This is a genomic window from Cupriavidus sp. DF5525 (assembly GCF_040149425.2).
In the GTDB taxonomy this organism is placed as follows: domain Bacteria; phylum Pseudomonadota; class Gammaproteobacteria; order Burkholderiales; family Burkholderiaceae; genus Cupriavidus; species Cupriavidus pickettii_A.
The window spans coordinates 4,087,017-4,110,309 of the sequence record NZ_CP168265.1 but is presented as its reverse complement, the minus strand read 5'-3'; the positions used below and the strand labels follow the sequence as shown (position 1 = coordinate 4,110,309).

General features: G+C 67.9%; 21 protein-coding genes. 8 read left to right on the top strand and 13 right to left on the bottom strand.

The window, feature by feature from the left end; translation table 11 throughout:
• Positions 1-38: 38 nt before the first annotated feature.
• Positions 39-1,130 (bottom strand): redox-regulated ATPase YchF, encoded by a 1,092-nt coding sequence (gene ychF, locus ABNX08_RS19160; RefSeq protein WP_022536736.1) that lies wholly within the window; start codon positions 1,128-1,130, stop codon positions 39-41.
• 130 nt (positions 1,131-1,260) lie between these two features.
• On the opposite strand from ychF, the gene ABNX08_RS19155 reads away from it, so the two are divergent.
• From ABNX08_RS19155 to ABNX08_RS19135, 5 genes are all read left to right on the top strand, one after another.
• Positions 1,261-2,568 carry a UbiH/UbiF family hydroxylase gene (locus ABNX08_RS19155; RefSeq protein ID WP_022536735.1) on the top strand — a complete coding sequence of 436 codons (1,308 nt, stop codon included), beginning with the start codon at positions 1,261-1,263 and terminating at the stop codon, positions 2,566-2,568.
• Between the two features lie 51 nt (positions 2,569-2,619).
• A complete protein-coding gene (locus ABNX08_RS19150; protein ID WP_022536734.1) occupies positions 2,620-3,369 on the top strand; it encodes a DsbC family protein in 750 nt (249 codons plus the stop codon).
• Positions 3,370-3,478: 109 nt separating this feature from the next.
• On the top strand, positions 3,479-4,483 hold the full coding sequence (locus tag ABNX08_RS19145) for an MDR family oxidoreductase (protein WP_022536733.1): 1,005 nt from the start codon (positions 3,479-3,481) through the stop codon (positions 4,481-4,483).
• Positions 4,484-4,546: 63 nt separating this feature from the next.
• Complete coding sequence (locus ABNX08_RS19140) at positions 4,547-6,361, top strand: M61 family metallopeptidase (RefSeq protein ID WP_022536732.1); 1,815 nt, start codon at positions 4,547-4,549, stop codon at positions 6,359-6,361.
• Positions 6,362-6,411: 50 nt separating this feature from the next.
• Positions 6,412-8,790, top strand: coding sequence for an FUSC family protein (locus ABNX08_RS19135; RefSeq protein ID WP_022536731.1), 2,379 nt, complete (start codon positions 6,412-6,414; stop codon positions 8,788-8,790).
• Between the two features lie 12 nt (positions 8,791-8,802).
• On the opposite strand, the gene ABNX08_RS19130 is transcribed toward ABNX08_RS19135, so the two are convergent.
• Both ABNX08_RS19130 and ABNX08_RS19125 read right to left on the bottom strand, forming a co-directional pair.
• Positions 8,803-10,149, bottom strand: coding sequence for an AAA-associated domain-containing protein (locus tag ABNX08_RS19130; protein WP_349605154.1), 1,347 nt, complete (start codon positions 10,147-10,149; stop codon positions 8,803-8,805).
• A gap of 7 nt (positions 10,150-10,156) precedes the next feature.
• Positions 10,157-11,911 carry an ABC transporter permease subunit gene (locus ABNX08_RS19125; RefSeq protein ID WP_022536729.1) on the bottom strand — a complete coding sequence of 585 codons (1,755 nt, stop codon included), beginning with the start codon at positions 11,909-11,911 and terminating at the stop codon, positions 10,157-10,159.
• 208 nt (positions 11,912-12,119) lie between these two features.
• Here ABNX08_RS19125 and ABNX08_RS19120 point away from each other — a divergent pair, with 208 nt between their 5' ends.
• On the top strand, positions 12,120-12,398 hold the full coding sequence (locus tag ABNX08_RS19120) for an acylphosphatase (protein WP_022536728.1): 279 nt from the start codon (positions 12,120-12,122) through the stop codon (positions 12,396-12,398).
• Positions 12,399-12,413: 15 nt separating this feature from the next.
• Here the strand turns inward: ABNX08_RS19120 and ABNX08_RS19115 are convergent, their stop codons facing one another.
• The 8 genes from ABNX08_RS19115 to rpe all read right to left on the bottom strand — a co-directional run bounded on the left by ABNX08_RS19115 (position 12,414) and on the right by rpe (position 19,763).
• Positions 12,414-13,187: a uracil-DNA glycosylase gene (locus ABNX08_RS19115; RefSeq protein ID WP_349605157.1), complete on the bottom strand. Its 774-nt coding sequence runs from the start codon at positions 13,185-13,187 to the stop codon at positions 12,414-12,416.
• A 32-nt stretch (positions 13,188-13,219) separates the two neighbouring features.
• Positions 13,220-13,849, bottom strand: a complete 630-nt coding sequence (locus ABNX08_RS19110) for a CYTH domain-containing protein (RefSeq protein WP_349605158.1) — start codon at positions 13,847-13,849, stop codon at positions 13,220-13,222.
• Between the two features lie 3 nt (positions 13,850-13,852).
• Positions 13,853-14,656, bottom strand: coding sequence for an indole-3-glycerol phosphate synthase TrpC (trpC, locus tag ABNX08_RS19105; RefSeq protein WP_022536725.1), 804 nt, complete (start codon positions 14,654-14,656; stop codon positions 13,853-13,855).
• A gap of 26 nt (positions 14,657-14,682) precedes the next feature.
• Entirely contained in the window at positions 14,683-15,714 is a 1,032-nt protein-coding gene (gene trpD, locus ABNX08_RS19100) for an anthranilate phosphoribosyltransferase (protein ID WP_041681159.1), read from the bottom strand.
• A 65-nt stretch (positions 15,715-15,779) separates the two neighbouring features.
• Positions 15,780-16,349 carry an aminodeoxychorismate/anthranilate synthase component II gene (locus tag ABNX08_RS19095; RefSeq protein ID WP_022536723.1) on the bottom strand — a complete coding sequence of 190 codons (570 nt, stop codon included), beginning with the start codon at positions 16,347-16,349 and terminating at the stop codon, positions 15,780-15,782.
• A 20-nt stretch (positions 16,350-16,369) separates the two neighbouring features.
• Entirely contained in the window at positions 16,370-17,887 is a 1,518-nt protein-coding gene (trpE, locus tag ABNX08_RS19090) for an anthranilate synthase component I (RefSeq protein ID WP_022536722.1), read from the bottom strand.
• A gap of 422 nt (positions 17,888-18,309) precedes the next feature.
• On the bottom strand, positions 18,310-19,053 hold the full coding sequence (gph, locus tag ABNX08_RS19085; protein ID WP_022536721.1) for a phosphoglycolate phosphatase: 744 nt from the start codon (positions 19,051-19,053) through the stop codon (positions 18,310-18,312).
• Positions 19,050-19,763 carry a ribulose-phosphate 3-epimerase gene (rpe, locus tag ABNX08_RS19080; RefSeq protein ID WP_022536720.1) on the bottom strand — a complete coding sequence of 238 codons (714 nt, stop codon included), beginning with the start codon at positions 19,761-19,763 and terminating at the stop codon, positions 19,050-19,052. The genes gph and rpe overlap by 4 nt, the downstream gene beginning before the upstream one ends.
• 268 nt (positions 19,764-20,031) lie before the next feature.
• On the opposite strand from rpe, the gene apaG reads away from it, so the two are divergent.
• Positions 20,032-20,406 (top strand): Co2+/Mg2+ efflux protein ApaG, encoded by a 375-nt coding sequence (gene apaG, locus ABNX08_RS19075; protein ID WP_022536719.1) that lies wholly within the window; start codon positions 20,032-20,034, stop codon positions 20,404-20,406.
• 31 nt (positions 20,407-20,437) lie between these two features.
• Here the strand turns inward: apaG and ABNX08_RS19070 are convergent, their stop codons facing one another.
• Complete coding sequence (locus ABNX08_RS19070; protein ID WP_022536718.1) at positions 20,438-20,650, bottom strand: hypothetical protein; 213 nt, start codon at positions 20,648-20,650, stop codon at positions 20,438-20,440.
• A gap of 121 nt (positions 20,651-20,771) precedes the next feature.
• Here ABNX08_RS19070 and ABNX08_RS19065 point away from each other — a divergent pair, with 121 nt between their 5' ends.
• A complete protein-coding gene (locus ABNX08_RS19065; RefSeq protein WP_022536717.1) occupies positions 20,772-21,914 on the top strand; it encodes a murein transglycosylase A in 1,143 nt (380 codons plus the stop codon).
• A gap of 62 nt (positions 21,915-21,976) precedes the next feature.
• Here the strand turns inward: ABNX08_RS19065 and paaK are convergent, their stop codons facing one another.
• A complete protein-coding gene (gene paaK, locus ABNX08_RS19060; RefSeq protein ID WP_022536716.1) occupies positions 21,977-23,281 on the bottom strand; it encodes a phenylacetate--CoA ligase PaaK in 1,305 nt (434 codons plus the stop codon).
• Positions 23,282-23,293: the final 12 nt, after the last annotated feature.

The following is a 23,293-nucleotide window of genomic DNA, read 5'->3' as shown; positions in this document are numbered from 1 at the left end:
CGCAGTGCTGCGGGCTTTTTCATGCGATCGGGTGAAGATCAGACGTTGAACAGGAAGTTCATCACATCCCCATCCTTCACCACGTACTCCTTGCCTTCGGCGCGCATCTTGCCGGCTTCCTTCGCGCCGGTCTCGCCCTTGAAGGCAATGTAGTCGTCGTAGGCGATGGTCTGGGCGCGAATGAAGCCGCGCTCAAAATCGGTGTGGATCACGCCTGCTGCCTTGGGCGCCGTGTCGCCAACATGGATCGTCCAGGCGCGCACTTCCTTCACGCCAGCGGTGAAGTAGGTTTGCAGCCCCAGCAGCTTGAAGCCCGCACGAATCACGCGGTCCAGGCCGGGTTCTTCCATGCCCAGGTCCGCCAGGAACTCGGCCTTATCAGCATCGTCCAGATCAGCGATCTCGGCCTCGATGGCAGCACACACCGCCACCACCGGCGAATCGGTCTGCTTGGCGTGCTCGCGCACCGCGTCCAGGTGTGGATTGTTTTCGAACCCGTCTTCACGCACGTTGGCCACATACATGGTCGGCTTGGCGGTGATCAGGCAGAACGGGCGGATGGCCTCCCACTCCTCCGGGGCCAGGTCGAGCGTGCGCACGGCCTTGGCCTGGTCAAGCACGGCTTGCGCCTTTTCCAGCACGGCGACCAGGCGCTGGGCTTCCTTGTCGCCGGCGCGGGCCGGCTTGACGTAGCGGGCCAGGGCCTTCTCCACGGTGGCGAGGTCGGCCAGCGCGAGTTCGGTGTTGATCACTTCGATGTCCGACAGCGGATGCACCCTGCCTGACACGTGGATCACGTTGTCATCCTCGAAGCAGCGCACCACGTGGGTGATGGCGTCGCATTCACGGATGTTGGCGAGGAACTGGTTGCCCAGGCCTTCGCCCTTGGAGGCGCCCGCCACCAGGCCGGCGATGTCGACGAACTCGACCGTGGCCGGCAGGATGCGCTCGGGTTTGACGATCTCCGCCAGCTTGGCGAGCCTCGAATCCGGCACTTCGACCACGCCCACGTTGGGTTCGATCGTGCAGAACGGGTAGTTTTCGGCGGCGATGCCGGCCTTGGTCAGGGCATTGAACAGCGTGGACTTGCCGACGTTAGGCAGGCCGACGATGCCGCATTGGAGGCTCATGGTGTCAGGCGGGAAATGGCAAAACCCATATTCTAGCGGATGGGCGCCCCGCCATCGGCGGGGTTGGCCGGCCTGACCGGCGCTGCGCGGCGCAGGGCGAGGCCCGGAGTGACGTGGCTATAATCCAGCCATGACCCGATCCAACGCGTCCGCGCGCCCCGCAGCGCGCCCCTCCGCTCAAACTGCCTTGGCTTTCCAGGTTGTCGTCGTCGGCGGCGGCATCGTCGGCAAGTCCTGCGCCCTGTTGCTTGCCCAGCAGGGCATGGACGTGGCGCTGGTCGCGCCGAAGCCGCCCAGGGCCAGCGGCCGCGCGGCGGCCGCGCCGGACGACTGGGACAGTCGCATCTATGCCTTCTCGGCCAGTTCGCAGGCGCTGCTGGAGCGCATGCGCGTGTGGGAGGCGCTGGACCCGGCGCGGATCCAGCCGGTGCGCGACATGCGCGTGTTCGGCGACGTCAGCGCCGCCGAGACCACGCCCAGCCTGGACGGGGACCTGCATTTCTCGGCCTATGCCGCCGCGGTGCCGCAGCTGGCGTGGATCATTGAATCCAGCCATGTCGAGCGCGCGCTGGACACTGCGCTGGGCTTCCAGCACCAGGTGACCTGGCACGATGGCACCGCCACCGCATTCGAGCGCGATCCGGACGGCGTCACGCTGACGCTGGACAACGGGACCAAGCTGCGCACCGCCTGCGCGATCGGCGCCGACGGCGCGCGCTCCTGGCTGCGCCAGCAGTGCCATATCGGCGTGACGACGCGCAAGTACCGGCAACTCGGCGTGGTCGCCAACTTTGCCTGCGAGCGCCCGCACCATGAGACCGCGTGGCAGTGGTTCCTGGGCGCCCCGGAAAAGCTGATGGCCGACGAGGAGCCCGCCAACGGCGAAGTGCTGGCGATGCTGCCGTTGCCGGGCAACCATGTGTCGATGGTCTGGTCGGCCGACGAAGCCCATGCCCGCGACCTGCTCGCACTGTCGCCGGAGGCGCTCGCCGCCACGGTAATGCAAGGCGCCACCGGCGCGGTTGGCGCGCAGTTCGGCGCGCTGCGCTGCGTGACGCCGGCGCAGGGCTTTCCGCTGGTGCTGCAGCGGGCCGAACACTTCGTGCAGCCGCACGTGGCGCTGGTGGGCGATGCCGCCCACGTGGTGCATCCGCTCGCCGGCCAGGGCATGAACCTGGGCCTGCGCGATGTCGCGGAACTTGGCCGCGTGATGGCCGACAAAGAACCTTTCCGCAGCGAGGGCGACCTGCGCCTGCTGCGCCGCTACGAGCGCGCGCGCGCCACGGACCTGTTGTCACTGACGGCGGCCACGGACGGGCTGCACCGCCTGTTCTCACTACCCGGCGGCGTGGCCCGCGTGGTGCGCAATACCGGCATGCGCGCGGTGGGCGGCCAGTCGCTGCTCAAGCGCTTTCTGATCGGCCACGCGCTAGGCTGACGAAAGTCAAACCTGCGCCCCGATCTCTCTACCGAACACTCTGGAGTCCACATGTTCCAATTCCTGCGTCGCCACCCTGCCTGGACCACAGCCATTGCCGGCGGGCTGGCCGCGGCGGGTTTTGCGCTGCACGCCATGGCCGCGGGCGAACCCGGCACCGACCGCATCAAGGAATCGCTGCAGAAGGTGCTGGGCGGCCGCGCCGAAGTGAAGAGCGTGAGCAAGACGCCGGTGCCCGGCCTGTTCGAGGCCAATATCGGCGGCCAGGTGGTCTATACAGACGCATCGGGCCGCTACATCCTGAACGGCGAGCTGATCGACACCCGCACCGGCACCAACCTGACCGAGGAGCGGATGGCGGAGATCAACCGCATCAAGTGGTCCGACCTGCCGCTGGCGCGCGCGATCAAGTGGACCAAGGGCGACGGCAGCCGCCAGATCGCGGTGTTCTCGGATCCTAACTGTGGCTACTGCAAGCGCATCGAGCAGACCTTCCAGCAGATGGACAACATCACCGTGTACACCTTCCTGTACCCGGTGCTGTCGCCGGATTCGGAAACCAAGGCCAAGCAGGTCTGGTGCGCGTCCGACCGCACCAAGGCATGGCGCGACTGGATGCTCAAGCAGGTGGCGCTGACCGGCAACGGCAGCTGCCAGACGCCGCTGCAAGAAAACCTGGCGCTGGGCCACAGCATGAACGTGACCGGCACGCCGGCGGTGTTCTTCACCGACGGCACGCGCATCCCGGGCGCGGCCGACGTCGCCACGCTGGAACGCAAGCTCGCCAGCATCAAGAAATAACCCCGCGCCGGACCTGCGCCGGCTCGATCGACGGCCGGCTTGTCCGGCCGTTGTGCTTTCCGCCTTCCCATCATCCCGAGCGATCGCCGCTAGGCGACAAGGAGACACCATGACCTTCCAGGCATTGCTGCTGACCCAGACCGACGGCGCCACGCAGGCGAATATCGCCACGCTCGAAGAAGCGCAGCTGCCGGCCGAGGGCGACGTGCTGGTCGCCATCGACTACTCCACCATCAACTTCAAGGACGGGCTGGCCATCACCGGCCGCTCACCGGTGGTGCGCAAGTGGCCGATGGTGGCGGGCATCGACGGCGCCGGCACGGTGCTGGAGTCCTCGCACCCGCGCTGGAAAGCCGGCGACAAGGTGGTGCTCAACGGCTATGGCGTGGGCGAGACGCACTGGGGCTGCCTGGCACAGCGCGCGCGCCTGAAGGGCGACTGGCTGGTGCGCCTGCCCGATGCCTTCACCACGCGCCAGGCCATGGCGATCGGCACTGCGGGCTATACCGCCATGCTGTCTGTGCTGGCGCTGGAGCGCGGCGGCGTCAACGGCCCGGTGCGGCCGGGCGACGGCGAGGTGCTGGTGACCGGCGCTTCGGGCGGCGTGGGTTCGGTGGCGATCTCGGTGCTGAGCAAGCTCGGCTACAAGGTGGTGGCGTCGACCGGCAAGACCAGCGAGGCCGATTTCCTGAAGGCGCTCGGCGCCGACGAGGTGATCGACCGTGCCGAGCTGTCGGCGCCCGGCAAGCCGCTGCAAAAGGAACGCTGGGCCGCGGTGGTGGATTCAGTCGGCTCGCACACCTTGGTCAATGCCTGCGCCCAGGTGCGCTACGGCGGCGTGGTAACGGCGTGCGGGCTGGCGCAGGGCCTGGACTTCCCGGCCTCGGTGGCGCCCTTCATCCTGCGCGGCATCACGCTGCACGGCATCGACAGCGTGATGGCGGCGATGCCGCTGCGCGAGCGCGCATGGGAACGGCTGGCCGGCGATCTCGAGCCGGATCGCCTGAACGCGATCACGCGCGAGATCGGCCTGGGCGATGCGATCGAAGCCGGCCGCAAGATCGTCGAAGGCGGCATGCGCGGGCGTGTGGTGGTGGATGTGAATCGCACCTGATCGGCGCCGCCTTGCTTAACAGCGTCGGCGTTGCCTGCAAGCGCCGACGTTACAATCCTGCCCATGACGCCGATCCGCTACGCCATCGCCCCGCTTCAGCCTGAAGCCCATCTCTTTGCCGTCACCGTCACGGTGAGCGAGCCCGATCCCGCCGGCCAGCGCTTCTCGCTACCGGCCTGGATCCCGGGCAGCTACATGATCCGCGACTTCGCCCGCAATATCGTGCGCATCCGCGCCGATGCGGGCGGCCGCGAAGTCGAGTTGACCAAGCTCGACAAGCAGAGCTGGCAGGCCGCGCCCGTCAGCATTGCCGACGGCCCGCTGACACTGAGCTACGAGGTCTATGCCTGGGACCTGTCGGTGCGCGCCGCGCACCTGGACAGCACGCACGGCTTCTTCAACGCCAGCTCGGTATTCCTGTGCGTGGAAGGGCAGGCCGAGCGGCCATGTACCGTCGATATCCACGCGCCAGCGGGCGAGGCCTACCGCAACTGGCGCGTCGCCACCGCAATGCCGGAAGCGCCGGGGCGCGAGGGCGCCAAACGCTACGGCTTTGGCCGCTACCAGGTGGCCGACTATGACGAGCTGGTCGACCACCCCGTCGAGATGGGCACCTTCCAGCTCGCCACCTTCCGCGCCTGCGGCGCGCAGCACGATGTGGTCTTCACCGGCCGCGTGCCGCAACTCGATATCGAGCGCGTATGCCGCGACCTGAAGCGCATCTGCGAGACGCAGATCCGGCTGTTCGAGCCCAAGACCGCGCAGGCGCCGTTCCTCGACAGCAACCGCCGCTACGTCTTCATGACGATGGTCACCACCGACGGCTACGGCGGCCTGGAGCACCGCGCCAGCACCGCGCTGATGTGCGCGCGCAATGACCTGCCGGTGCGCGGCGACAGCGAAACCAGCGAGGGCTACCGCACCTTCCTCGGGCTGTGCAGCCACGAGTATTTCCACACCTGGAACGTCAAGCGCATCAAGCCGGCCGCGTTCGTGCCATACCGGCTGGTGGAGGAAACCTACACTCCGCTGCTGTGGCTGTTCGAGGGCTTCACCAGCTACTACGACGACCTGGTGCTGGTGCGCTCCGGCTGCATCACCGACGAGCAGTACGTCGAGATGCTGGCCAAGACCTGGAACGGCGTACTGCGCGGCAACGGCCGCACCAAGCAGAGCGTGGCCGAAAGCTCGTTCGACGCCTGGACCAAGTACTACCGCCAGGACGAGAATGCGCCCAACGCCATCGTCAGCTACTACACCAAGGGTTCGCTGGTGGCACTGGCGCTGGACCTGACCATTCGCGAGAAGACCCGCGGGCGCCGTTCGCTGGACGACATCATGCGCGCGCTGTGGCGCCGCTACGGGCGCGGCTTCTATGCGTCGGGCGCGGTGCAGCGCGGCGTCACCGAGGCCGAGGTCTATGCGCTGTTCGATGAAGTCACCGGCCTGCGCCTGGGCGCGCTGCTGCGTTCGCTGACCGAAGGCACCGGGGAGCTGCCGCTGCCGGCGCTGTTCAAGGCGATCGGCATCAAGGCCGAGGCGCAGAAGCCGGCGCGCACCGCGGCGCTGGGCATCAAGGTCAAGAGCGACGAGGGCTGGGTGCGCGTGGCGCAGGTGTTCGACGGCGGCGCGGCGCAGGCCGCGGGCCTGTCCGCCGGCGACCTGCTGGTGGGCATCGACGGCCTGCGCGTCGCGCCCGGCCAGATCGACAAGCTGCTGGCGCGCTACCGCACTGGCGATCGGGTCGAGCTGCACGCTTTCCGTCGCGACGAGCTGCAGGTGCTGCCGGTGACGCTGGCGCGCGAGCCGGCGGCGCAGTTCAAGGTGAAGCTGGAGAGCGGTCGGCACGCGGCACGCTCGCGCTGGCTGGGCCAGTGACGTAGCACCCCGACGCAATACCCGCCACCGCAGGCAACCGCCCCCGCTGCATGCAATACGCGCACGATCCCCGCACCTTCCTGTATTCGCACTACGTCTACCGGGGTCTGCGCTCGGCCACCGGTGTGATCGGTGCCACGCTGATCGCGCTGCAGTTCACCGACCTGCCCACCGCCATGGTGGTGTCGATGGGCGCGCTGTGCACCAGCCTGATGGATCTGCCCAGCCCGCTGAACCACAAGTTCAACGAGATGCTGGCGAGCGTGCTGCTGTGCAGCGTGGTGACGCTGGTGGTGGCGCTGACCACGCCGTTCCCGCGCGTGATGCCGTTCGTGCTGGTGCTGGTGACCTTCATGGCCGCCATGATGACGGTGTACGGCAACAAGACGCTGCCGCTGCAGTTCTCGGCGCTGTTCGTGATGACGCTCACGATCAACGAGGACTTCGTGGTGGAGCGCGCGCTGGTGCATGCGGCGCTGTTCAGCATCGGCGCAGTGGCCTATCTCGGCTATGCGATGCTGGTGAGCTGGATCACCGAGCGCCGTACCAGGCAGCAGGTGCTGGCCGAATCGCTCTACGAGCTGGCCGGCTACCTCGAGATCAAGGCCGGCTTCTACGACGCCGGCAACGACTACGAGGCGCAGTTCAACCAGCTGGTGCGCCAGCAGATCGTGGTGGCGGAGCGCCAGCAGGCCGCGCGCGACCTGGTGCTGCGCGGCAACCGCACCCCGCACGACGGGCTGCTGGTGCAGGTGCACCTGCGCATGCTGGACCTGTACGAGTACATCCTGTCGACCAACACCGACTACCCGCTGCTGCGCCAGACCTTCGCCGGCACGCCGGTGCTGGACCACCTGCGCGGGCTGGTGATCCTGATGTGCAAGGACGTGGAAGAGATCGCCTACGAGGTCACGCGCGGCCGCCCCTCGTACCCCACGGTGGAGTACCGCGAGGGGTTGCGCGCGGTCGAGGCCGAGATCGCGCAGCTGCGCCACCACCACATCAACCCGGCGGCGATGACCGCGCTGGCCGAGACGCTGGACATGATCCGCGGTGCAATCACGCTGATCGGCCAGTTGCACGAGGCCTCGCGCACGCCGGTGGAGCCGGCCAAGGTGCTGCCGGGCTCCGACATGACGCCGTTCCTGACGCGCCAGAAGTATGAATTCGGCGTGCTGCGCGAGAACCTGAACTGGCGCTCGCCGGCATTCCGCTTCGCGCTGCGGATCTCGATGGCGGTGGCGCTGGGGCTGTGGATCACCAACCATCTTCCCTATGTCTCGCACAGCTACTGGATCCTGCTGACCATCATCGTCATCCTGAAGCCCAACTTCAGCATGACCAAGCAGCGCTACAACGACCGCGTGATCGGCACGCTGATCGGCTGCGTGGTCGCGGTCGGGATCCTGAAGGTGGTGCACCAGCCGCTGGTGCTGCTGGGCGTGCTGTTCCTGGCGCTGGTGGCCAGCGCCGCGTTCGTCACCATCAAGTACCGCTATACCGCGATTGCCGCGTGCATCCAGGTGCTGATCCAGATCAACCTGCTGATGCCGGGCAGCCCGACGGTGGCGGGCGAGCGGCTGGTCGATACGGTGATCGGCGGCATTATCGCCTCGCTGTTCAGCTTTGTGCTGCCGAGCTGGGAGTACCGCGCCATCCCCAAGCTGGTGGAGGGCGTGCTGCAGGCCAACCGCCGCTATATCGCCGCCACGCGCGACCTGCTGCTGCGCCGGGCCAAGGACGATTTTGCCTACCGCGTGCAGCGCAAGCAGTTCATGGACCACCTGTCGGCGCTGATCTCGTCGTTCCAGCGCATGCTGGACGAGCCCAAGAGCCGGCACCGCGCGGTGGACAACCTGAACCGCTTTATCGTGCAGAACTACCTGGTGGCGGCGCACGTGGCGGCGGCGCGCATCCAGGTGCGGCAGCATTATGACGAGCTCGATATTCCGGCTGCGGAGGCCGCGATCGAGCAAGCTACCGAGGCAGCCAGCCACAGTCTGCAGCTGGCCGTCGACCGGCTGCATGCGGATGACCGCGGCGGTGGCAAAGGTGCGGGCTTTATTCGCAATCGGGCAGCGCCGGGCGAGCGTAGGCAGGCGGCCCCGACGACGGAGGAGGCGGACGCAAGGGCAAGCGGAGCAGCAGCGGACGCTGCCGAGCCAGGAGCAGTTGCCGAAGCCGCCGAAGACGCCGCTGCCGAGCGCCGCGCGCGCCTGGCCGACTCGGCCGACAAGCGCCGTACCGAAGGGCTGGTGCAGGCGGCCGCGGCCGGCGAATCGAGCGACGCGGCTGGTCTTACCTCCAGCTCCACCGGCCGCCCGGCCAACGCGGTGCTGGAGCGCCGCCTGCGCGCGTTGCGTGAGGATGCGGCCAAGATTGCGCTGCGTACCGGGGCCATCGGGCGTGCGATGCGCGCAGGCGGTTAGCCCCGGCGCGGCTCAACCGCCGTTTGCCTGCGCTTCTGGCATCTCGTCCTCGGGCAGCGTCAGCATGCCGCTGTTGTAGCGGTACTCGTAGATTTCGCCGTAGCGGCCCCAGCCGATCGCCACGCTCAGCACGCGCTCGGCTTCTGCGGGCTTGAGGAACTGCTCCAGCTCGCGCAGCACCTGTTTCTCGCCGATCTCGCCCGCCTCGCTCGCTTCCAGTTCGCGGCGGATATGCGCGGTCAGCGCCACGTTGCCCAGCAACTGCTTGCCGAACATTGCCTTGCGTTGCTGAGGCTCGGCTGCGTAGTAAGCGCGGCCCGCCTCGGTGGCGGTGATGTCGCCGCGCTCGATCGACACCAGCCGCACCAGCTGCAGCGCTTCGCAGGCGGGCAGCAGTTCGTCGTCGGTCAGGCCGGCTTCGTCGGCCAGGTGCGGCAGGTCGGCGCGGCCGTCGAAGGGCGCCTCGCACAGCAGGTCGAGGATGGCTTCCATCTGGCTGATGTCGGCGTCGGGCAGGCGGTAGCCGATCTGGCGCGCAGGCGCTTGCGCCGGCAGGCGGGCTTCGGCAGCGGGGGCGGTCATCAGCGCGTAGATCTCGTCGACCAGCGCGCGCACCTGCGCGCTGTCGCGGTTGCGCGGGCGCGGCAAGGATACCGGCACCTCGGCGCGGATGCGGCCCGGGTCGCTCGACAGGATGACGATGCGGTCAGCCATCATCACCGCCTCTTCGATGTTGTGCGAGACGATCAGGATGCTGCGGATATTGGCGCGGCCGCTTTCCCACAGCTCGAGCATCTCGTCGCGCAGGGTCTCGCCGGTCAGCACGTCCAGCGCGGAGAAGGCCTCGTCCATCAGCAGCAGGTCCGGCTCGGTCACCAGCGCGCGCGCAATGCCCACCCGCTGGCGCATGCCGCCAGACAGCTCGCGCGGCAGTGCGCTGTTGAAGCCGGCCAGCCCGATCATGTCGATCGCGGCTTCGGCACGGCGCTCGCGCTCGGCCCTGGGCACGCCCTGCGCCTCGAGCCCCAGCTCCACGTTCTGCTGCACCGTCAGCCACGGGAACAGCGCGAACGACTGGAACACCATGGCGATGCCTTCGGCGGTGCCGGCCAGACGCTCGCCGCGAAAGCGCACCTCGCCGCGATCGGCACCGACCAGACCGGCCATGATGCGCAACAGCGTGGACTTCCCCGAGCCGGACTTGCCCAGCATGGCGACGATCTCGCCCTCGCGCAGCGTCAGGTCGACGCCTTCGAGCACCGCGCGGTCGCTCTGGCTGGCGGTGCGGAAGATCTTGCCGACGCCGTGCAGTTCGATCACGGCAGGGGCGGCGGCAGTTGGGTTGAAGTTCTCGGCCATTGGAGCCTTAAAAGCGGGTGCGCTCTTGCGCGAGTTGATACAGGCGATTCCACAGCAGCCGGTTGAAGCCGACCACGAACAGCGCCATCACGCCGATGCCCAGCGCGATGCGCGGGAAGTCGCCGCGCGCGGTGGTCTCGGCGATATAGCTGCCGAGTCCCGTGGCGACGATGGTGCGGTCGCCCCAGGTTACATACTCGGACACGATGCTCGCATTCCACGAGCCGCCGGCAGCGGTGACCAGCCCGGTCAGCAGGCTGGGGAACACGGCCGGGATCAGGAAGCGCTTCCACAGCAGCCAGCCGCGCAGTCCGAAGTTGCGCGCCGCGAGCTTGAGTTCCGTCGGGATGCCGCAGGCGCCCGCGACCACGTTGAACAGGATGTACCACTGCGTGCCGAAGATCAGCAGCGGGCTCAGCCAGATTTCCGGATTGAGCCCGAAGCGTGCGATCAGCATCACCGCCAGCGGGAACATCAGGTTGGCCGGGAAGGCCGCCAGGAACTGCACCACCGGCTGGGCGATGCGGGCCAGGTCCGGGTTCAGGCCGATGCGGATGCCGATCGGTACCCACACCAGCGCGGCCAGCGCGATCAGCACGACCACGCGCACCATGGTCAGCGTGCCGAGCCACAGCACATGCCCGACCTCGGCCCAGCCCACCTCGCTATGGACAAAGTACCCCACGCGCAGCAGCGCGGCGAGAGCCACCAGCACGATCACGGCATCGCGCACGCGGGCGAGCCACTGCGCGCGGCTCGCGTTGGCAGGCTGCACCGCGCCACGCGAACGGCGGCGGCCGCCCCAGGCGAGGGTGCGCGCGGCCAGCGCTGCCATCTGCGCCAGCAGCGCGCCGACCCACGCCGAGCGGCGCAGCAGGTCCAGCAGCCATGACTGCGGCAGCTTGTCCTGCGCCAGCGTCTCGAAGCGGAAGCGGTCGGCCCATGCCACCAGCGGGCGGAACAGCAGCTGGTCATACAGCAGGATGCCGACCAGCATGGCCAGGATCGCCCAGCCGATCGCGGCCAGGTTTTGCTGCTGGATCGCCAGCGCGATGTAGGAGCCGATGCCGGGCAGGCGGATATCGTGGCCCGACACCGAGATCGCCTCGGACGCCACCACGAAGAACCAGCCGCCGGACATCGACATCATCATGTTCCACAGCAGGCCCGGCATGGCGAACGGCACTTCCAGCCGCCAGAAGCGCTGCCACGGCGACAAGCGGAACATGGCCGCGGCTTCGAGCAAATCGCCCGGGATGGTGCGGAACGACTGGTACAGGCTGAACGCCATGTTCCAGGCCTGCGAGGTGAAGATCGCAAAGATCGCCGCGCATTCCACGCCGGCCAGGCTGCCGGGGAAGAGCGCGATAAAGCCGGTCACGGTGATCGACAGGAAGCCCAGTACCGGGATCGACTGCAGGATATCCAGTGCCGGCACCAGCACCTTTTCGGCGGTGCGGCTCTTCGACGCCAGCGCGGCAAATGCCAGCGAGAACAGCAGCGACGCCGCCAGCGCCGCGAGCATGCGGATGCTGGTGCGCATCAGGTAATAGGGCAGGTAGGCGACCTCCAGGTGCACCGCCAACTGCTGGTCGGGCTGGAACGGCGCGCTCATCTGCTGCGCGGCGAACGCGATCATCACGATCACGGCCAGGATGATCGGCAGCAGCGCCAGGTCGAAGCGGTTCGGCGGCGCGCGCAGCAGCTGGCTGTCGTAGCCGGGGGCGGGCTGGGCCGCGCGGCGGTCGGTGGGTGGCATCATGGGCGCTTCTCGGGCTTTCTCGGCTTGAGGCCAGGGCTTGTGGCCCGGCTCCGGTTCGCGGCCCGGCGGACGATGGCAAAGCCCGCATGCCGCCGGCTTCACGCCGGGCGGCGCGCATCCCTTGGTAACGCCCGGCATGGCGGTCTAGTTTACTTGGTGTGGATGACACTTCGCGTACGCCGCCGGCGTGCGCTCAAAGGGAAAGGCCATGAAGAAAGCAACCTGGCGCATGGTCGCGCATGGGCGCGTGCAGGGCGTGGGCTACCGCGCCGCCTGTGCCGACGCGGCGGACGAGCTCGGCCTGGGTGGCTGGGTGCGCAACCGGGTCGACGGCACGGTAGAGGTGATGGCGCACGGCACGGTCAAACAGCTCGAAGCGATGCAAGCGTGGATGGAAACGGGCCCGCCGGAGGCGCGCGTGACGCTCGTCGAGGTCGGGCCTGGGGAAGGGGAGTTTGCCGGCTTCGAGTTCCGGCCGACAATTTAGCCTGGGGAGTCGCGCTCAGGCGACGGTCCATTCGACCGGCGCGCGGCCGTGCGCCTCCAGCCAGCAGTTGGCTTCGCGGAAGTGGCCACAGCCGAGGAAGCCGCGGTGCGCCGACAGCGGCGACGGGTGCGGCGCTTCCAGCACGCAATGGCCGTCGCCCAGCAGCGGCTTCTTGGCCTGCGCGTGGCTGCCCCACAGCATGAACACCAGGTTCGGGCGGCTGGCTGCCAGATGCTGGATCAGGCAGTCGGTGACCGCCTCCCAGCCGCGCCGGGCGTGGCTCGCCGCCTGGCCTTGCTCGACCGTCAGCACGGTGTTGAGTAGCAGCACGCCCTGGCGCGCCCAGCCTTCCAGGTTGCCGGACGTGCGCGGCGGGCCGTTGCCGTCCGCGCCGAACTCGGCGGCGATTTCCTTGAAGATATTGCGCAGGCTGGGCGGCACCTTGATGCCCTCCGGCACCGAGAACGCCAGCCCGTGCGCCTGCGGCATCTCCACGCCGCCGACCGAGCCGGTGCCGTGGTACGGGTCCTGGCCCAGGATCACCACCTTGACCGCGTCGGGCGGCGTCAGGTGCAGCGCATGGAAGACGTGGTGCGGGAACACCGGCTTGCCGGCGGCGCGCTCGCCATCGACAAAGGCGGCCAGCTCCAGCCACGCCGGCACCTGGATGCACGGATCGAGCAGCGCGCGCCAGGCGGCGGGCAGGGCGTCGGCCTGGGCCTGCAGGCTGGCGGTCGGCGCGGGCTCGCCGGGGGCGTGGGTGTCGGTGGCGAAGAGATCGGCTTGCATGCGTTGGGAAAGCGGGGCGAGGAAAAACGCGATTATGACGCCTTGCCTTCGACGATGCCTGCCAGGTGGTAGCCGCGTGCGGCCTTGCTGAGATCGGACGGCGCCAGCGTTGCAATGCCGGCCAGCCGTGCGGCAAAGGCGCGCAGGGCGCCGGCCGCCTGGGTGGCGTCGCCGTCGAGCCATTCCAGTTCGAGTTCCTGGATGCGTTCCTGCGCGGCACTGGCCGGTGCGGTGATTGTGCCGGTGTCGAGTGCTGCCTCGATGCGTGCGCCGTCCTGGCTGACCAGCCAGGTGCGGCGGACGAAGTCGGTGCGGAACACGGGGGCCAGCCGGCCGATCAGCGGTGCCAGTACGGCCTGCGCTTCGGCGGGGAAGCGCTCCAGTTCGATGGCTTCGCCAGCGATCTCGGTTTCCCATTCATGGCGCGTGGCCAGGCCTGCCTGGCTGCTGCCGGCGGTCTTCAGCGTCTGCAGCCACTGCGAGCCCTTGCGGCGCAGCCGCAGCGCGGCGCGCGCCTGCGCCAGGTCGCGTTCCGGCGTATCGAGGTAGACGTTGAGCAGGGTGGCTTCGCCCTGTGGCGTGCCGTTGGCGTCGAGCCAGGCGGCCAGCGGGGCGAGGGCGGCGTCGGGGACGGCCAGCTTGAGTTCAATTTCCTGGGCCATCGCTCAGGCAAACAACCGCGCCAGCTCCACCCCCGGATCCGGCGCCCGCATGAACGCCTCACCTACCAGGAACGCATGCACGTTGGCATCGCGCATGCGCTTTACGTCCGCCTGGCCGAGGATGCCCGATTCCGTCACCACCAGCTTGTCAGCCGGCATATGCGGCAACAGGTCCAGCGTGTTGTCCAGTGACACCTCAAAGGTGCGCAGGTTGCGGTTGTTCACACCCAGCAGCGGGGTCTTCAGGCGCAGGGCGGCATCGAGCTCATCGTCACCATGCACTTCCACCAGCACATCCATGCCGAGCTCAAGCGCGCAGGCTTCCAGGTCGGCCATCAGGCCCGGGTCCAGTGCGGCCACGATCAGCAGGATGCAGTCGGCGCCCCAGGTGCGTGCTTCATACACCTGGTACAGGTCGACCATGAAGTCCTTGCGCAGGGCAGGCAATGGGCAGGCGCCGCGGGCGCGCTTCAGGTAGTCCGCATGGCCCTGGAAGAAGTTCACGTCAGTCAGCACAGACAGGCAGGCGGCGCCGTGGCCGGCGTAGCTTTCGGCGATCGCCTCTGGCACGAAGTTCTCGCGCAGCACGCCCTTTGACGGCGATGCCTTCTTGACCTCGGCGATCACGCCGGCGTGGCCGGCGGCGATCCTCTCGCGCAGCGCGCGCTCAAAGCCGCGCGGCGCCAGGCCGGCCTCGCTGCGCAGGCTCTCGGCCTCGGCGCGCAGGCTGGGCAGTTCGCGCTTCTTGCGCGCGGCGGACACTTCGTCGGCCTTCACGGCCAGGATTTTTTGCAAGATGTCGGACATATGGCTTTCCGCCAGAAAAATGTGGATCAGGCCTTGAATTGCTGCGTGGCGCGAACGAACCTGTCGAGCTTCTCACGCGCCGCGCCGCTGGCAATGGCTTCACGCGCGCGGCGGATGCCGTCCTCGACCGAGTCGGCCACGTTGGCGGCATACAGCGCCGTGCCCGCGTTCAGCGAAACGATCTCGCGCGGCGTGCCCGGCACGTTGGACAGCGCCTCCAGCAGCATTTCCTTCGATTCGGCCGCATCGGCCACCTTCAGGCCGCGGTTGGAGATCATCTGCAGGCCGAAGTCCTCGGGGTGGATTTCGTACTCGCGCACTTCGCCGTCCTTGAGCTCGCCTACCAAGGTGGCGGCGCCGAGCGAGACCTCGTCCATCCCATCCTTACCGTAGACCACGATGGCGTGCTTCGCGCCCAGGCGCTGCATCACGCGCACCTGGATGCCGACCAGGTCAGGGTGGAAGACGCCCATCAGGATGTTGGGCGCGTCGGCCGGGTTGGTCAGCGGGCCCAGGATATTGAAGATGGTGCGCACGCCCATTTCCTTGCGGATCGGCGCGACATTCTTCATCGCCGGGTGGTGCGTGGGCGCGAACATGAAGCCGATGCCCGTTTCTTCGATGCACTGCCCGACCTGCTCGGGTGTGAGCATGATATTCACGCCCAGCGCCTCCAGCACGTCGGCGCTGCCCGACTTGGAACTGACGCCACGGTTGCCGTGCTTGGCGATCTTCGCGCCGGCGGCGGCCGCGACGAACATCGACGCCGTCGAGATATTGAAGGTGTGCGAGCCGTCGCCGCCGGTGCCGACGATATCGACGAAGTTGTCGCGGTCCTTGACTGGGACCTTGTTGGCGAACTCGCGCATCACCTGCGCGGCGGCGGAGATCTCGCCGATGGTTTCCTTCTTTACGCGCAGGCCGGTCAGGATCGCGGCGGCCATCACCGGCGAGATCTGCGCCTGCATGATCTGCCGCATCAGGTGCAGCATCTCGTCATGGAAGATCTCGCGGTGTTCGATGCAGCGCGTCAGGGCTTCTTGCGGCGTGATGGACATGGCGTTCTCAATATCGGAAGTCTGCGGGGCGTGATGCGTGCTGGCGGGTGCGGAATCGAGCAGTCTCATCGCGGCGCCTTGACGAAGTTGGCCAGCATTGCATGGCCGTGCTCGGACAGGATCGACTCGGGATGGAACTGCACGCCTTCCACGGCGAGCGTCTTGTGGCGCACGCCCATGATCTCGCCGTCCGGGGTCCAGGCGGTGATCTCCAGGCAATCGGGCAGGGTCTCGCGCTCGATCGCCAGGGAATGATAGCGCGTCACGTCGAAGTGCTTGGGCAGCCCGGCGAACACGCCTTGCTGCGTGGTCTCGATGGTGCTGACCTTGCCGTGCATGACGTGCTTGGCGCGGATCACCTTGCCGCCGAAGGCCTCGGCGATGGCCTGGTGGCCCAGGCATACGCCCAGCAGCGGGATCTTGCCGGCAAAGTGCTGCAGCGTCGCCACCGAGATGCCGGCTTCCTTCGGGCTGCATGGGCCGGGCGAGACGCAGATGTGGTCGGGCTTGAGCGCCTCGATCTCCTCGACGGTGATCTCGTCGTTGCGGTAGGTGCGTACTTCCACGCCCAGTTCGCCAAAGTATTGGACCAGGTTGTAGGTGAACGAATCGTAGTTGTCGATCATCAGCAGCATGGCGTCTGTCTCCTGTTCTCTCAGATGTCGGAGTCCAGGCCATCCTGGACCTGCTCGGCGGCACGGATCACGGCGCGTGCCTTGGCCTCGGTTTCCCTCCATTCGGCTTCGGGGTCCGAATCGGCGACGATGCCGGCGGCGGCCTGCACGTAGAGGTTGCCGTCCTTGATGATGCCGGTGCGGATCGCGATCGCCAGGTCCATCTCGCCGCCGAACGACAGGTAGCCCACCGCGCCGCCGTAGATGCCGCGCTTGCGCGGCTCGAGCTCGTCGATGATCTCCATCGCATGGACCTTGGGCGCGCCCGACAGCGTGCCGGCCGGGAAGGTCGCGCGCAGCACGTCCAGATTGCTGATCCCTTCACGCAGCGTGCCTTCGACCGAGCTGACGATATGCTGCACGTGCGAGTATTTCTCGATCACCATCTTGTCGGTGACCTTGACCGAGCCGGTCTCGGCGATGCGGCCGATATCGTTGCGCGCCAGGTCGATCAGCATCACGTGCTCGGCGATCTCCTTGGGATCCTGCAGCAGCTCGGTGGCGAGCTGGGCGTCCTTCTCCGGCGTATTGCCGCGCGGGCGCGTGCCGGCCAGCGGGCGGATGGTGACGATGTGTTCGCTGCGGGTGTCCCCATTGGTGCCGACCTTGCGTTCCTCCTGGCGCACCAGGATCTCCGGCGAGGCGCCCACCACCTGGAAGTCGCCGAAGTTGTAGAAGTACATGTACGGCGACGGGTTCAGCGAGCGCAGCGCGCGGTACAGCGACAGCGGCGCATCACGGTAAGGTTTGACCAGGCGCTGGCCGATCTGCACTTGCATCATGTCGCCGGCCATGATGTATTCCTTGGCCTTGTGCACCGCGGCCAGGTAGTCGGCCTTGGCGAACTCGCGGTAGACCTCGGTCTGCACCGACGGGCTGGTGACCGGCACGTCCACCGGCTGGCGCAGCTTCATGCGCAGCTCGCGCAGGCGCTGGCGGGCGCGAGGGTAGGCCTCGGGCGTGGTCGGGTCGGCGTAGACGATCAGGTAGAGCTTGCCCGACAGGTTGTCGATGACGGCCAGCTCCTCGCACAGCAGCAACTGGATATCGGGCAGGTTCAGGTCATCGGGCTTCTGCGTGCCGGCGAGCTTCTTCTCGATATAGCGCACCGCGTCGTAGCCGAAGTAGCCGGCCAGGCCGCCGCAGAAGCGGGGCAGTCCGGGGCGCAGCGCCACCTTGAAGCGCTTTTCGAACTCGGCGATGAAATCGAGCGGGTTGCCTTCGTGGGTTTCCACCACCTTGCCGTCGGTCACCACCTCGGTGCGGTTGCCGAAGGCGCGCAGCAGCGTGCGGGCATGCAGGCCGATGAACGAAAAACGTCCGAAACGCTCGCCGCCCACCACCGATTCGAGCAGGAAGGTGTTGACGCCGCGGGTCTGCGACTGGGCCAGCTTCAGGTACAGCGACAGCGGCGTTTCCAGGTCGGCAAAGGCCTCGGTGATCAGCGGGATGCGGTTGTAGCCCTGGTCGGCCAGCGATTTGAATTCCAGTTCGGTCATGTCGGTCCTCTTGTGCGGCCCGCGCTGCGCGTCGGGTGGTCAGGCGCGGCGCCGCTTGTCGGCAGATAAAGCTGGAGCGTATGGGATACCCGCCCCGGTGGCGGACCGTGGTGCAAGAAGCTTGCGGACAAGACTGCACACGGCCGGAGAGAGGGCGTGCGGCGCGTTCTTGAGCTAAACGTAGCACACGAATATGGCGGCTACGCTGGCTTGCGGCGGGTTTTGGTGGGAATGCCCGGCAGCTGGGCCGGTGTGCCGAGGCCCTCGGGTCGAGGGCTCGTCAGCAGACTCGCGAACGCACTTTACGCCTGTTGGGAGGCGCGCCAGCGACGCCAGGGCCAAGCCTGCCGATCACTGCCAGAAGAGATGCGTTTGCGGTTGAGAAACATTGAATGTTCAGGGATTCCGGTCTGGATCGACGGTTATCGATGACCTGCCCGGTGTGCCGCAAACAGCTCTGCGGCGAGGGCAATGGAGTCGACTATACCATCGGCCTCGACGGCTTGTACAGGGTTGCCATGGTTGTAACCATAGGGCACCAGCAGCACACCCATGCCGGCCGCGCGGGCCGCCTGGGCGTCGTTTTCCGAGTCGCCCAGCGCCGCCATCGCCGTCGGCTCCAGCCGGAATGCCTCCGCCACCTTGAGCAGCGGGAACGGGTCCGGCTTGCGCAGCGCGAAGGCGTCGCCGCCGTACACCAGCTCGAAATACGGCGCCAGCCCGGTCTTGGCCAGCAGCGGCTCGGTGAAGCTGTAGGGCTTGTTGGTCACGCAGGCCAGCCGCAAACCGGCGGCCTTCATCGCCGCCAGCCCCTCGCGCACGCCCGGGTAGACTTGCGAGAACTGGCCGTTGATGCGGATGTACTCGCGGTCGTACAGCGCGTAGGCATCGGCGAACAGGCCGTTGGCGTGCAGCGGCGCGAAGCGCGCGTCGAGCACGCGCCGGATCAGGTTCTCGGAGCCCTTGCCGACGTAGCTGATGATTTCCTGCTCGGACATCGGCGCCACCGGGCCCAGGTTGGGGTGCTGGCGGCCCAGCGCCAGCAGCATGGCGTTGATCGACGCGTGGAAGTCGCCCGCGGTGTCGACCATGGTGCCGTCCAGGTCGACGATCACGCCTTCGATGCCGCGCCAGTCGGTGCGGCGCAGGACCACGCCCGCGGTCATTGGGCGACCTGCGGACCGACCTTCGCCAGCTCGCCGCGCAGCGCCGAGAGGATGCCGCGGTAGCCGCCGTCCGCATCCGGCTTGCCGAACACGGCCGAGCCCGCCACGAAGGTATCCGCGCCGGCCGCGGCGATCTCGACGATGTTGTCGACCTTCACGCCGCCGTCCACTTCCAGCAGGATGGTGCGGCCGGTGCGGGCCTTGTATTCATCGATGCGCTGGCGCACGGCGCGCAGCTTGTTGAGGGTCTCGGGGATAAACGACTGGCCGCCGAAGCCCGGGTTGACCGACATCAGCAGGATTACGTCCAGGCGGTCCATCACGTGATCCAGGTGGTGCAGCGGCGTGGCCGGGTTGAACACCAGGCCGGCCTGGCAGCCGTTGTCGCGGATCAGCGCGAGCGAGCGGTCGACGTGCTCGCTGGCTTCCGGGTGGAAGGTGATGATATTGGCGCCTGCCTTGGCAAAGTCCGGGATGATCCGGTCCACCGGGCGCACCATCAGATGCACGTCGATCGGCGCGGTCACGTGCGGGCGGATCGCCTCGCACACCAGCGGACCCACGGTCAGGTTGGGCACGTAATGGTTGTCCATCACGTCGAAGTGGATCCAGTCGGCGCCGGCCTCGGTCACGCGGCGCACTTCCTCGCCCAGGCGGGCAAAGTCGGCGGACAGGATGGACGGGGCGATGCGGAAAGTGGGCGTGCTCATGGTGGCGATGGCGGCGAGGATGGGGATGAATGCTGTTTGCGCCTCTGCCGCGATGCCTGGGGCTGGCGGCGGAGGGGACACGTCCGGCGGGCCGTGGCGTGCGCCCCGGGGCGCTGCCCGGGACGGCCAGGCTGTGAAAGGGCTATATTCTACCGCTGCCCCGCCGGGCCCGTGCTCTTGCGGGTGCTCTTGCCCGTGCCGCGCCCATCCCGCACAATGCGGCTACCCATTTCCCCTTGCCGGCCGCCTGCCGCCGGCCCTGCCCAAGATGAGCGAGTACGCCTTCTCCGTCTCGGTACGCACCCAGTACCTGCCGGACCAGTCAGATCCTGAGCGCGGGCGCCATGCCTTCGCCTACACCATCACCATCCACAACATCGGCGAAGTGGCGGCGCAGCTGATCTCGCGCCACTGGATCATCACCGACAGCGACAACGGCACGCAGGAAGTCGCCGGCCTCGGCGTGGTCGGCCACCAGCCGCTGCTCAAGCCGGGCGAGCATTTCGAATACACCAGCTGGGCCACCATCTCGACGCCGGTCGGCTCGATGAAGGGTGATTACTTCTGCGTGGCCGAGGACGGCCATCGCTTCGAGGTGCCGATCCCGGAATTCGCCCTGGTACTGCCGCGCATGCTGCATTGAGCGCGTGGCGCGTCTGGCAAGTGCGGGGAACCTACTGGCGCTTGGCGCTGTCCTGATCCTGCGCCGGCGCTTCGGGTGCCTGCGAAGCCTGGCGGGACGGATGGTTGTCGGGCGCGCGCGTCGGACGCGGGTTCTTCTTGGCCGTGCCCATGGTCCAGACCACGATAAAGATCAGCAGGAACAGCGCCACGCCGGCTTCCAGGGCGAACAGCAGCATGGGATGGGCTTCGAAGAACTTGCTCATGGCGGATGCGGCTAAGGCCCGCGGGGCGCAGGCAGTAAAGGATGACTGGTGATTGTAGGGCAATCGGCCCGGCGATCCATGCCCGCGCAGCGACGGCGGCGGACACTGAACAATAAGCAAGATGGCATACGCGGATTCCCTTTCGATTTCTCCTGGTTCCTCCTCGCGCCTTGGCGCGCCCGCCCGCGCCTGGCTTGCCCTGGCCGGCGCCGCCGCGCTGTTGGCCGGTTGCATGAGCGGCCCGCCGCCGCGTATCGAGACTGGCCCGGCCGGCACCACTCCGCCACCGACGGCTTCCTCCCAGAAGGGCAGGCTGCAGGCGGCCAACTGGAACGAAATCGGCGGCTGGACCCAGGACGACGTGCGCGCCGCCTGGCCCGCGCTGCAGGCCAGCTGCCAGGCGCTGAAGAAGCGCGCCGAGTGGAGCCGGGCCTGCGCCGCCGGCATGATGGTGGACGCCGGCGACCTCGACGCCATGCGCGCCTATTTTGAGTCCAATTTCCAGCCGTTCCGCGTCGTTAATGGCGACGGCACCGACAGCGGCCTGATCACCGGCTACTACGAACCCATCCTGCACGGCTCGCGCACGCGCCAGGGGCGATACCAGGTGCCGCTGTACCGCAAGCCGGCGCAATTCGGCAACCGCCCGCTGCCCGGCCGCGCCGAACTGCTGCAGAACCCGGCCATGCGTGGCAATGAGCTGGTGTGGGTGGACGATCCGGTTGAGGCCGCCTTCCTGCAGATCCAGGGTTCGGGGCGCATCCGCATGGCCGATGGCACCATGGTGCGGGTCGGCTTCGGCGGCACCAACGACCAGCCGTTCCGCTCGATCGGCAAGTGGCTGCTGGACCGTGGCGAGATCACCCCGGCGCAGGCCACCATGCAGGGCATCAAGGCGTGGGCGCGTGCCAACCCGTGGCGCGTCGAGGAGATGTTGAACATCAACCCGCGCTTCGTGTTCTTCCGCGAACTGCCGCCCAACAACGACGGCCCGGTGGGCGCGCTGGGCGTGCCGCTGACCGCGGAGCGCTCGATCGCGGTCGATCCGGCCACCATCCCGCTCGGCGTGCCAGTGTTCCTGTCGACCACGCGCCCGCTGTCGACCGAGCCGATCCAGCGGCTGATGTTCGCGCAGGATACCGGCAGCGCCATCAAGGGCGGGGTGCGCGCGGACTTCTTCTGGGGCGCAGGCGATGCGGCCGGCGAGACCGCGGGCCGCATGAAGCAGGGCGGCCGCATGTGGGTGCTGATGCCGCGCAGCTGACGGCTTCAGGCGGAAACGCGAAAGGGCGCCATCGAGCGCCCTTTTTTCGCGGTCGCCGGCGCCTAGCGCGGGCGCTGGTCGACGATACGCCGCGCCTTGCCCACCGAACGCTCGATACCGCCCTCGGGCAGCACTTCGATGCCGGCGGTCACGCCGATATAGGCCTTGATCTCGTGCGCCAGCCGCTCGCGCGCCTTATGCGCCAGCGCCGGCTGGCTGCCGTGGGCGCACTCCACGCGCACGGTCAGCGCGTCCATGCGGCCGTCCTTGCTCAGCACGCACTGGTAGTGGGGCGCCAACTCGGCGTGCCTGAGGATCAGTTCCTCGATCTGCGACGGGAACACGTTGACCCCGCGCACGATCATCATGTCGTCAGTGCGGCCGGTGACCTTCTCCATGCGGCGGAATGCCGCACGCGCCGTGCCGGGCAGCAGCCGGGTCAGGTCGCGGGTCCGGTAGCGCACCACTGGCATCGCCTCCTTGGTGAGCGAGGTGAACACCAGTTCGCCGAACTCGCCGTCGGGCAGCACTTCGCCGGTATCCGGGTCGATGACTTCCGGGTAGAAATGGTCCTCCCAGATGGTCGGGCCGTCCTTGGTCTCGGCGCACTCATTGGCCACGCCCGGGCCCATCACCTCTGACAGGCCGTAGATATCGACCGCCGAGATGCCCATGCGCTTCTCGATCGCCAGCCGCATCTCCGGCGTCCACGGCTCGGCGCCGAAGATGCCCACCTGCAGCGAACTGCTGGCCGGGTCGATGCCCTGGCGCTCGAACTCGTCGGCGATCGCCAGCATGTAGCTCGGGGTGACCATGATCACCTCGGGCTTGAAGTCCAGGATCAGTTGCACCTGGCGCTCGGTCTGGCCGCCGCCGAAGGGGATTGCGGTCAGGCCAGCCTTTTCCACCCCATAGTGCGCGCCCAGCCCGCCGGTGAAGAGTCCGTAGCCATAGCTGATATGCACCTTGTCGCCGCGCCGCGCGCCCGAGGCGCGGATCGAGCGCGCCATCACCGTGGCCCAGTTATCGATGTCCTTGAGCGTGTAGCCGACCACGGTCGGCTTGCCGGTGGTGCCGGACGAAGCATGGACACGCGCCACGCGGTCCTGCGGCACGGCAAACATGCCGAACGGGTAGTTGTCACGCAGGTCCTGCTTGCTGGTGAACGGGAAGCGCGCCAGGTCGGCCAGGGAGCGCAACTGGTCGGGATGGACGCCGGCTTCGTCGAACTTGCGGCGGTACACCGGCGAGTTGCTGTAGGCGTGGTTGAGCGACCACTTCAGCCTTTCCAGCTGCAACGCCTGCAACTCGGCGCGGCTGGCGGACTCGATCGGATCCAGGGGCAGATCTGTCAGGCGCGTGCTCATGTCGTCTCCTGC